Consider the following 11,712-nt stretch of genomic DNA (forward strand, 5'->3'; position numbering starts at 1 on the left):
GGATATGTCCGCAGCGAATTCCGAACAACAGCAGCGCATCGCGCAAGCCCTGCGGGCGGCCCGGCAGCGGCTCGCCGAACCCCGGCCCGCGGAACCCATCGCGATCGTGGGCATCGGTTGTCGCTTCCCCGGCGGGATCACCGGGCCGGATTCGCTGTGGGAGCTGGTCTCCGACGGAGTCGACGCCACCGCCGAGCAGCCCGCCGATCGGTGGGATGTGCGGCGCTTCTACGATCCGGATCCGGATAAGCCCGGCACCATCTACACCACTCGCGGCGGTTTCCTCGAGTCGGTGGACATGTTCGACGCGGAGTTCTTCGGCATCTCCCCGCGAGAAGCGCACGCGATGGATCCACAGCAGCGGCTGCTGCTCGAAATAGCCTGGGAGGCACTGGAGAACGCCGGGATCGCGCCGCAGCGGCTGCGCGGAACCGACACCGGCGTGTTCGTCGGACTCAGCTGGCGCGATTACGACCGCATCGCGGTGGCGAGTCTGCCCGAGGCGATGAACGCCTATGCGGGGCTGGGTAATACGCCCAGTATCGCGGTGGGACGGGTGGCCTACGCGCTGGATCTGCACGGGCCGGTATCGCTGGTCGACACCGCGTGCTCCTCGTCGCTGGTGGCGGTGCACCAGGCGGTGCAGAGTCTGCGTAACGGCGATTGTTCGACCGCACTGGCCGGCGGCGTGAATCTGATCCTGTCGCCGCTGTCGACCATGTTCTGCTGCCGCATCCGGGCATTGTCGGCGGATGGACGCTGCAAGACCTTCGATGCCGCGGCCGACGGCTACGGACGTGCCGAAGGTTGCGGGCTGGTGGTGCTGAAACGGCTGTCGCAGGCGCAGCGCGACGGCGACCGGATCCACGCGGTGATCCGTGGCTCGGCGGTGAATCACGACGGCCGCACCGGCGGGCTGACCGTGCCGAGTGCCCGTGCGCAGGAAGCGGTGGTGCGGTCCGCGCTGCGGGTGGCGAATATCGAACCGGCACAGGTGAACTACGTGGAAGCGCACGGCACCGGGACCGCGCTCGGCGATCCGATCGAAATCGGCGCGCTCAATTCCGTATTCGGCTCCCGGCGGACACCGCTGTGGGTGGGCTCGATCAAATCGAACTTCGGCCACGCCGAGACGGCCGCCGGTATCGCCGGGCTGATCAAAGCGGCGCTGGCGGTGCAGCGGGACGCGATTCCCCCCACTCTGCATGTGCGGCGGCTCAATCCGCGTATCGACTGGGCGAGTGGATCGGTGCGGGTGGCGACGGAGACCACCGCATGGCCGAGGGCGCCGCGGATCGCCGGAGTCAGCTCGTTCGGTTTCAGCGGGACCAATGCGCACATCGTCGTCGAGCAACCTCCGGTGGCGGCGCCGGCATCCGGCGGTCCGGTCTCCTCGGGCCTGCTGACCCTGTCCGCGCGCACCTCCGAGGCCCTGCGCGCACAGGCCCGGCGCTTCGCGGTCGCGTTGCGCACCGCCGAACCCGGCGATCTCGAATCCGTCTGCGCTACCGCCAATCTCGGTCGCGGACAGTTCGAGCACAGACTGGCGGTGGTGGCGGGCAGCACGACGGCACTGGCCGTCGGCCTGGACGCGCACGCGGCCGGGGACGATCATCCGACGGTGGCTTCCGGCCACGTGCCCCGCGGCGGTTCGGTGCGGACCGCATTGCTGATCGGACATCGCGGTCCGGGGGTGGAGGCCCTCGATCGCGCGAGTTATGCGGGGTCGGCCGCCTTCCGGGCGGCCGTCGACGAATGTCTGGCCGCCACCGTGTCGCGGGACAGCTTCCGGACCGCCCTCTTCGCCGGTCTGGCTCCGAATCAGGCGCAGCGCGTGCCCGGTCTGGCGGACGCCCTGGCCTTCGTCCACCGGTATGCCCTGGTCCGCCGATTGCAGTCGCTCGGTCTGCGCCCGGCGGCCGTCCTGGGGGTGGGCGTCGGTGAGTACGTGGCCGCCGCCATCTCCGGAATTCTGGAACCCGCCGCGGCACTGCGTGCGTCGGTGACCGCCGCCGCACTGGTCGACGAGCGGGCGATGGCGCGCACCGACGACCCGGAACTGCTCGCCGCCGTGGTGAGCGAAACCGGTGCGGCGGTGTGCGGCCGCATCGGTGATCGGTATCTGCTGCAGGCGGAGCCCGGTGGCCGGGAATTGCTGCTGAATCGGTTGCGTGCCGCCGGCATCGCGGTGACCACGCGCGCCGACCTGCGCGATCGGGTGGGCGCGGGTGTGCCGGATCAGGCATCCCCGAGCGCGCCCGAATTCACCGTGGTCTCCGCGCACACCGGTGTCCGTATGGGCGCCGAGGCGGCGCGGGCGCAGTACTGGGCCTCCCGCCCGCTGTGGCCGGCCGCGGTGGAACAGGCCTTCGACACCATCGGGGAACTGGATTGCTCGGTGCTGGTGGAGGCGGGCGGCGCGGCGCTGAGCGATATCGGCCGATCTCGCCCGTGGGCGGAGGACCGCCGCTGGCTCAGCACCGGCACCACCCATGCCGAACAGGTGCGCGGGGTAGCCGGATTGTTCGCTGCCGGGGCCGTGGACGATCTCGGTGATCTGCACGCCGAGCGTTACCGGCGAACGACGCTGCCCACCTATCCGTTTCAACGCCGTCGGTACTGGCTCGACGCCGCCGAATCCGTCGCGGGGGAGACCGGTACGCCGGCGCCCGTCCCGGCCCGCACCCCGCGACCGGCCTCCGATCCGATTGTTCCCGAGGTGGCCACCGCAGTGCCCGCGGTCGCCGAGGCCGATCTGTTCCTGTTGCGCCGACGGGTGAACGCGGTGGTGGCCGCGAGCATTCGGCGGGTCTTCGAGATGGCCGACACCGACACGCTCGATCCGCATACCCCGCTGCAGGAGCTGGGCTTCGACTCGCTGATGGCGCTCGAGTTGCGCGCGGTCCTGAGCCGGGCCCTGGCCCTGCCGATCGAGGCCGCCTTCGCATTCGAATTCCCGACGGCGGCAGCGCAAGCGGCCGAGATCAGTATCCGGCTCTCGGCCGCGGCACCGGCGCCGCCCGAATCCGCCCCGGCACCCGAACCCCGGCCCGCCCCGGTCGCCGGACCCGCCGACACCACCACCCGTGCGGACGAATCCGACCTCATCGCGCTGGCCCGCGCCGAACTGGCCGCTCTGGAAGAGGTACTGCCTTGACCCCCACACCCCCCAACCCGCTCGCCGACGGCGCCGACAGCAACGACGCGCTGCGCGAGACCATCGCCGCGTTGCGTACGGCACGGGGAGTGCTGGCGCAGCGCAGCGAGCCGGTGGCGGTCATCGGTGCGGGATGCCGGCTGCCCGGCGGGGTCGTCTCCCTCGACGGCTTCGCCGAATTCCTGCGCGCGGGTGGCGACGGTGTGGTCGATGTCCCCGAGGGCCGCTGGGATGTCGGGCACTACTACGACCCGGACACCGAGGCGCCGGGCCGGACCTATATCGGAAAGCTGGGCGCGCTCACCGATATCGGCGATTTCGACGCCGCGTTCTTCGGTATCTCCCCGCGCGAGGCCGAGGCGATGGATCCGCAACAGCGGGTGCTGCTCGAGGTCGTCTGGGAGGCATTGGAACACGCCGCGATCCCGCCGGAAACCCTGCGCGAGAGCCGGACCGGCGTCTTCGTCGGAATGTGTCCCAACGACTACGCCGCCGCCGCGTCCGAGCCGGCCGCGATCGATATCTATTCGGCCACCGGACTGGCGCCGTCGGTGGCGGCCGGGCGGATCGCCTACCATCTCGGACTTCGAGGCCCCGCCCTGGTGGTCGACACCGCCTGTTCGTCGGCGCTGGTGGCGCTGCACCTGGCCGTGCAGAGCCTGCGCGCGGGCGAATGTGAGCTGGCGCTGGTCGCCGGGGTCAATCTGATCGTCTCGCCGCAGTCGATGATCTCGATGTCGAAGCTGCGGGCGCCTTCGCCGACCGACCGATGCGCGCCGTTCGCGGCCGCCGCCGACGGACTGGTGCGCGGCGAGGGCTGCGGAGTGGTCGTACTGAAGCGCGAATCCGTCGCGCGGGATGCCGGTGATCGGGTACTGGCGTCGATCGTCGGTACCGCGGTCGATCAGGACGGGCGAAGTAACGGCCTGACCGCGCCGAACGGCCGCGCTCAGGAGCAGGTACTGCGGGATGCGTTGCGCGAGGCCAGAATCGAGCCCGACCGGATCGACTACATCGAGGCGCACGGCACCGGCACCCCGCTCGGCGACCCCATCGAACTACGCGCCCTGGCAGCTGTTTTCGGGCCCGGACGGCAGCGCCCACTGCCGGTGGGTTCGGCGAAGAGCAATCTGGGTCACCTGGAACCGGCAGCGGGGATCGCGGGCCTGCTCAAGGCGATCACCGTGGTGCGCGATCGGGTGATCCCGCCCACCCTGCATTTCGACGCGCCGAATCCGCTGGTGGACTGGGACCGGATGCCGATCGTGGTGCCGACCCGGACGCAGGAGCTGCCGGGCTCCGAACCCGTCTACGCCGGGGTCAGCGCTTTCGGATTCAGCGGAACGAACGCGCACACCATCGTCACCGGCCCGCGCGAGACCGGTGTGGCCGTCGACGCCGCCCCCGAGCCCGGCCGGGAGCTGCTGGTACTGCCGCTGTCCGCGGCATCGGAGCAGGCGCTGCGGGACACCGCCGTCCGATGGCAGGACCGAGTGGCCGGCATTACGCCGGAGCAGTGCCGCGATCTGTGCTTCACCGCGTCGCGCCGGGCCGCGCTCGAACACCGTGCCGTGGTGATCGGTGAGACGGGCGCCGCACTGCACCGCGGTCTCACCGCGATCGCGGAGGATCGCGATCGCGCCGGGGTGATCCGGGGTCGCCGGGCCGGTGAAACCGGTGCGCTGATCTTCGTCTTCGCCGGCTTCGGCGGGCACTGGGCGGGGATGGGCGCACAGCTGATGGCCGAGAGCGCGGTGTTCGCCGACGCAGTGCGCCGGTGCGCGGCCGCCTTCGCGCCGTATCTGGATGTGGATATCGCCGATGTGCTGGCCGCGGGCGAATCCGACGGCGGGCGTATCGATCTCGCGCAGCCGATGTCGTTCGCCGTGCAGGTCGCGCTGTCGGAGTTGCTGGCCGAACAGGGTTTTCGCCCCGATGCCGTGATCGGCCACAGCGTCGGCGAAATCGCGGCCGCCCATGTGGCGGGCGCCCTGACCCTCGCCGACGCGGCCGCGATCATCTATCACCGCAATCAGGTGCTGCGCGCGGTCGAGGGCGCCGGGGGCATGCTGTCGATCCCGATGGGTGCCGAGGAACTCCGGCAGTGGACCGGGCAGATCGAGGGCGATGTCGATCTCGCCGCGATGAACGGCCCATCCCAGGTGGTGGTTTCCGGAACCGTCGCGGATCTGGATCGCCTGGAAAAGGCCCTGGCCGCGGCGGGATACGACCCACGCCGGGTGAAGATCGAATCGGCCGCGCACAGCCGCCAGCTCGATCCGCATCTCCCGGTATTCGCCGGACGCATCGAGGCCGTGCGCCCGGTACCCGGCGGACGCGCCGCATTCCTGTCCACCGTCGACGCCGAGTATCAGCCGACCGGCACCCTGTCTGCCGACTACTGGGTTCGTAACCTGCGCCATACGGTCCGGCTCGATGCCGCGGTCCAGCGGGCGCTGGCCGAGGGACCCGCTACCTTCGTCGAGATCGGGCCCAATCCGGTGCTGGTCGACGGTATCCGAGCCCGCATCGAAGCGTCCGGGGCACGGGCCGGGGTCGTCGGATCGCTCAAACGCAACGGGTACGCGCGGCGGGACGTGCTGGAACTGGTCGCCCGGTTGTTCGTGCACGGGCTCGCGGTGGACTGGGCGGCCGCCGGGGTCACCGGACGGATCACCGAGCTGCCGTCCTATCCGTGGCAGCACAAGCGGTTCTGGGCGCGATCGGATTGGGATGCCGACAGAGCGGGCACCGGGGGACAGGCGGTGCTGGAATCACCGTTCACCGGGGAACGCATCCTGGCGCGCGTGGTCGATCTCGGCCGCAGCCCGTGGCTGGCCGACCACGCCGTCGGCGAACTCGTGGTCGCCGCCGGGGCGTGGTCGGTCAACCTCGCGGCGGCCGCGCGGCGCCGGCACGGTCTCGGACCGGGCTGCCGCTTCACCGATGTACGGTTCGAGAAGGTCCTCACCTTCACCGCCGGCAGCCGGCGCGAGGTACAGGTGGTCCTGCGTGACCGGGAATTCCGGATAGGTACACCGGCCGGGACCGCGACGGGGTGGACCGAACATGTGCGCGGCCGCATCGCCGACGCGGAGCCGGCCGACACGGCGCCGGAATCGGATGCGCCGGGATTGGCTGTGGCGCAGCGAATCTGTACGACGACGGTCGAGCCGCAGGAGCTCTACGCCGCCTACGCCCGCACCGGGACCCGCTACGGACCGGCCTTCCGCACGGTGACGGAGCTGTTCGTCGGCGACGGTCAGGCATTGGGCCGGGTGTGCGCGGCGTCCGGGGCCCGCGATCCGGAGGACGGGGTGGCGATCGCGCCGGTCCTCGACGGGTGCTTCCAGGTCGTGGGGGCGCTGGCCGGTTCGGAACTGTTCCTGCCCTCGGGGATCGGTGAGTTGCATATTCCCGACCACATTCCGGCTCAGGTGCACGTCCACGTCCGCGACTACGCTCGGGACGGCCGGCTCCAGACCGCCGATCTCGATATCTACGCCGACGACGGGTCGCTCGTCGCCACCGTGCGAGGCCTGACCGCCCAGCGCGTGGACGACACCGAATCCCGGTCCACCGCACAGGTATTGGCGATCGACTGGCAGCGGCGACCGCTCGCGGCCGCCGCCCCGCTGTCTGGGCACTGGCTGGTCGTCGGTGCGACCGACGAGGACGAATCACCGGTATCGGTGCGGGGGCTGGCCAGGTATCTCACCGCGGCGGGCGGCGTGGTGACGATCGCACACCCGCCCGTCACCGGTGCGACCGAGCCGGATGTGGCCGCGCCGCTGCCGGATCTCGGATCCGCCGACAACGTCGTCTGTCTCGCCGGGACCGAGGACGGCGCCACCGCTTTCGAGGATCTGTCCGCTCTGCTCACGCTGGCTCGCGCACTGGCGCTCCGGGCTCCGGCGCCGCGACTGTGGGTGGTCACGCGCGGCGGCCAGGCGGTCGCGGGCGAATGTGTGGATCCCTGGCAGGCCACCCTCTGGGGGTTCGGTACGGCACTGGCGGCCGAACATCCCGAATTGCAGACCACCCTGGTCGATCTCGCCGCCGACGCCGGTGTGGATCGTGACGATGTGGCCGACCTGGTGGCCGAACTGTCCGACGGTGGTGAGCGGCATATCGCGCTGCGCAACGGAATTCGTCACGTGGCGCGCCTGGACCGGGTCCGGCTCGAACCCGAGCCGCCGAGGGGCCGCGCGCAGTCGCGCGGCTTCGGCGTCGATATCGATGAGCCCGGCCGCCTGGAGACGCTGACCCTGCGCGGGCGCGCCCGGCCGCGACCCGCACCGCACGAGGTGGTGATCGCGGTGGCCGCGGCCGGGCTGAATTTCGCCGATGTCATGTGGGCGATGGGCTTTTTCACCGATCCGGAGTCGGCCGCGGTGCCACTGGGCTCCGAATGCGCGGGCACCGTGGTGGCCGTCGGCGCGGCGGTGGATTCGGTACAGGTCGGTGACCGCGTGGCCGCGGTGGCGTCGAACTGCCTGGCCACCCACGCGGTCGCGGATGCCGCGCTGGTCCACCGGCTACCGGAGACGTTCGCGTTCACCGACGCCGCGGCACTGCCCACCGCGTACACCACCGCCTGCTATGCCCTCGAACATCTCGCCCGGGTCCGGGCGGGACAGCGCATTCTCATCCATTCCGGATCCGGTGGTACGGGTCTGGCCGCGATCGCGGTGGCGCGCCGGCACGGGTGTGAGGTCATCGCCACCGCCGGTACCGAGGACAAGCGCGCCTATCTCCGCGCGGCCGGCGTCGAGCACGTATTCGACTCGCGCAGTATGGAATTCGAGCATCAGGTCCGCGCGGTCACCGACGGCGCCGGCGTGGATGTCGTGCTCAATTCGCTCACCGGTGCGGCCGCCGAGGCGAGTATGCGCACGCTCGCCGCCGACGGCATCTTCCTGGAGCTGGGCAAACGCGATATCTACGCGTCGGGCCGGCTGCCGCTGGAGTACTTCAAACGCCGCATCACCTATACCGCCGTCGATATGGCCGGCCTGCATCGCGAGCGCCCGGACCGCTTCGCCGATCTGCTCCACCACACCCTCGGCCGAGTGGTCGCCGGCGAGTTGACAACGCTTCCGGTGCAGTCGTATCCGATTGCCCGGGCCGCCGAGGTATTCCGGACCATGAGTTCCGGCGCGCATATCGGCAAACTGGTGCTGACCACCGACGAAGCCGCGGCGACCGAGATGGTCCGTGGTGCCGCCCAGGCATGGGGCGAACCCGGCTGCCATCTGATCACCGGCGGCCTGGGCGGACTCGGACTCGAATTGGCCCGCACCCTGGCCGGGCACGGTGTCGCGCATATCGCGCTGCTGGCGCGCCGGGAGCCGACCGCCGCCGAGCGCGCGGTTCTGGACGAGTTGAACGCCGACGGCGAACGGGTGTCGGTGGCACTGGCCGATGTCGGCGACGAGGACCAGGTCCGGACGGCGGTGGCCCGGCTTCGGGCGCGGGTCGGCCCGGTGCGCGGTGTCTTCCACTTGGCCGCGGTGCTACGCGACGGCGTGCTGACGAATCAGAGCTGGTCCCAATTCGATACGGTCCTGCGCGCGAAGGCATTGGGCGCCTGGAATCTGCATCGTGCCGTCGCCGGCGATCCGGTGGAGTATTTCGTGATGTACTCCTCGACCGCCACCCTGCTGCCCTCCGGCGGTCAGCTGAACTATGCCGCCGCCAACGCGTTTCTCGACGGCTTGGCGAACTATCGCCGCAGTCAGGGGCTGGCCGCGACCGCGGTGGCATGGGGTCCGTTCGGTGCGGTGGGCCTGGCTGCCCGCGACGCCGCGACCCGGGACTATCTGGCGGGGCGCGGAATCCGATCGCTGGCACCAGCGGTCGCGCACACCCTGTTGCGGACGTTGCTCGACGACGGGCGGGCCCGTGCGGCGGTCATCGATATCGATCCCGAGGCGTGGCTGGGCGCGCACCCGTACGCCCGATCGATCCCGCTCTACGATTCGTTGCGCGCCACGGGCGGCGGCTCCGTCCCGGTGCTCGCCGACGAGTTGCGCACGCTGCCGGTCGAGGAGCGGGACGCCGCACTGTGGCAGCTGCTGACCGACAGGACGGCGGCCGTGCTGCGCATCGATGCCGACGAGATCGACCCGGGCAAACCGTTTCTGGAGCTCGGGATGAGTTCGCTGGCGCTGCTCGAGTACAAGAACGGACTGGCGGCCGCGCTCGGTATCGATCTGCCCGGCGCCGTGCACTGGGACCATCCGACCGTGCGGGCGATGCACACCTATCTGTCCGCACGGCTGCGAGAGGACGCGGCCGTCCGATGAACGTCTACCTGCACGGGATCGCCTACGCGGTCGGCGCCCGCGAGCCGATCGCCTCGCTCCCGCCGCTGCGGGCCGACCCCGCGCTGCTGCGGGATATGCGCGGTCTGGGGCTGAACCACTACTGTCGCGCCGAGCAGTCTCCGCTGGAGCTCGCCGCCGAGGTGGTCAGCGCGACTCTGGCCCGCGTCCCGGTGGACGCGGCCGAGATCGATCTGCTGATCTACGCCACCTCGAGTCCGGAGAGCGGCACGCTCGCAGGTGGTGAATTCCTGCGCTTCTGTGAGCGTTTCGGACTCACCCGGGCGACCCCGATCGGCGTGACGCTGGCCGAATGCGCGAACTTCGGCAGTGCGCTGCGGATCGCGCACAGCCTGGTGGCCGCGGGATCGGCGCGCAATGTCCTGGTGATCACCGCCGACGCGTGCCCGGATCCCGACGCCCGCATCCTGCGCGACGCGGTGTCGGTGCTCAGTGATGGCGCCGCGAGCTGTCTGATCACCTCGGCGCATCCGTCGCGGATCGAGGTGCTGGGCGCCAATCAGGGGACGAACCAGCTGATCCGGGTTGCCACGATGCCGGCGCTGGCGGGCCTGACCAAGCGCGGACTGTCGCGTGCGGTGGCCGACATGCTCGACCGCGCGGGGCTCGATCGCGGCGATGTGCGGCGGATCATCGCCAACAACGTCAACGAGGAAGCGGTGCGGTTCATGGCCGAATCCGCCGGTCTCGAGCACGACCTGTGCTACCTGGACAACGTCGGCGACTACGCGCACGTGCACTCCGCCGACAATCTGATCAATCTGCAGACCTACCTCGAGGACGGTGTCGCGCCGGGGGAGGTCGTCATGACCATCAGCCACGGGTTCGGAACCTGGGGTGTCGCACTGTTGAGGATCTGCTGACATGCTCGCATTCGTATTCCCGGGTCAGGGCGCGCAATTCCCCGGAATGGGCAAGGCGCTGGCCGACACCTCGGCGATCGCGCGCGAGACCTTCGAATCCGCCGACGCGGCACTGGGATTCGGTCTGGGCGAGTTGTGCTTCCACGGTGATCCGGACCGGCTGTCCCGGACCGAGTACGCCCAGCCCGCGATCCTCGCGGTGAGTGTGGCCGCCTACCGGGTGCTGGTGGCGGAGACGGGATGTCATCCGCTGGTCGTCGCCGGGCACAGCCTCGGCGAGATCACCGCGCACGTGTGCGCCGGAGCCCTGGACTTCGATAGCGCATTGCGCCTGGTCCGCCGTCGCGGCGCGCTGATGCAGGAGGCCGTCGGCGCCGGAGCGGGTGCGATGGTCGCGGTGATGGGATTGGCGGCCGAGGTGGTCGACGGGCTCTGCGATGCGGCGGCTCAGTCCGAGGTGGTCGCGGTGGCCAACTACAACGGGGCCGGTCAGCTGGTGATCTCCGGGCATCGCGCCGCGGTCGGGCGGGTCCGATCGCTGGCCGAGGAGCGCGGCGCGATCACCCGCGAACTCGACGTCAGTGCGCCCTTCCACTGCCCGCTGATGGAACCGGCGGCGGCGCGTTTCCGGGCCGCGCTGGCCGAGGTCGATGTCGCGCAACCCCGAATTCCGGTGGTGGACGGTACTTCCGGGGTGTGGCGCCGCGCCGGTGCGGATACCGTCGGATCGCTGGCCGCGCAGATCTGCGCGCCGGTGCGCTGGGACGCGGTGATGGCCGGACTGTCGGCGCACGGGGTGCGATACGCGATCGAGGTCGGCCCCGGCGCTCGCCTCACCTCGATGCTGCGGCGCGCGGAAAAGAGTATTCGGACAGCGCATTTCGGCGATCCCGAGGATCTGGCCACGGTCGCGGAGTTGCTCGGTGAGTCGCCGTGGCTACGACGTGAGTTGGGGCAGTGGCATGTCGGTGACGGTGGCGACCTGTACGCGCCCGGCGCGGCGGAGATCGTGTGGGCGGGTGCGAACGACCCGGAACCGGTGACCGCCGACGCCTGGACCGCGCTGCCCGACGGCAGCCGGATGCACCGCTACGGCGCGCTCGCGATGATCACGCCGGACGATCGGCTGCACACCTTCGACCCGGTCGCGTGGCGCGCGCGGGAGGACGGCGCCTACCTGCGCGCGGACCATACCGGCGTGGTGCATCCCGCGGGGCGTCGAGAAACCTTCGACCCGGGGGAGTGGACGGTGGATGCCGCGGGCACCATGCGCCGCACCGACGGCAGCCGGGTTGTCTGGTCCGATGGCGACGAGTGGAGTTTCACCGCCGGCTGACCGCTCTCA

At 70.7% G+C, this 11,712-nt stretch carries 4 protein-coding genes; all 4 read left to right on the forward strand.

The window, feature by feature from the left end; all coding sequences use genetic code 11:
* The first annotated feature begins 4 nt into the window (after positions 1–4).
* The 4 genes from LKD76_RS05040 to fabD are packed head-to-tail and all read left to right on the forward strand — an operon-like array spanning position 5 to position 11,703.
* A complete protein-coding gene (locus tag LKD76_RS05040; protein WP_227979786.1) occupies positions 5–3,157 on the forward strand; it encodes a type I polyketide synthase in 3,153 nt (1,050 codons plus the stop codon).
* The gene (locus tag LKD76_RS05045) at positions 3,154–9,465 is read left to right on the forward strand and encodes a type I polyketide synthase (RefSeq protein ID WP_227979787.1); all 6,312 of its coding nucleotides are present in this window, start codon (positions 3,154–3,156) and stop codon (positions 9,463–9,465) included. Before LKD76_RS05040 ends, LKD76_RS05045 begins: the two co-directional genes overlap by 4 nt.
* Entirely contained in the window at positions 9,462–10,367 is a 906-nt protein-coding gene (locus LKD76_RS05050) for a 3-oxoacyl-[acyl-carrier-protein] synthase III C-terminal domain-containing protein (RefSeq protein ID WP_227979788.1), read from the forward strand. The genes LKD76_RS05045 and LKD76_RS05050 overlap by 4 nt, the downstream gene beginning before the upstream one ends.
* 1 nt (position 10,368) lies before the next feature.
* Complete coding sequence (fabD, locus tag LKD76_RS05055; protein ID WP_227979789.1) at positions 10,369–11,703, forward strand: ACP S-malonyltransferase; 1,335 nt, start codon at positions 10,369–10,371, stop codon at positions 11,701–11,703.
* Positions 11,704–11,712: the final 9 nt, after the last annotated feature.

This window comes from Nocardia spumae, from assembly GCF_020733635.1.
GTDB lineage: Bacteria > Actinomycetota > Actinomycetes > Mycobacteriales > Mycobacteriaceae > Nocardia > Nocardia spumae.

Excerpts from the sequence above, each read along its gene's own strand:
- LKD76_RS05040 (WP_227979786.1), top strand. The coding sequence starts at position 5 with ATGTCCGCAGCGAATTCCGAACAACAGCAGCGCATCGCGCAAGCCCTG.
- LKD76_RS05050 (WP_227979788.1), top strand. The coding sequence starts at position 9,462 with ATGAACGTCTACCTGCACGGGATCGCCTACGCGGTCGGCGCCCGCGAG.
- fabD (WP_227979789.1), top strand. The coding sequence starts at position 10,369 with ATGCTCGCATTCGTATTCCCGGGTCAGGGCGCGCAATTCCCCGGAATG.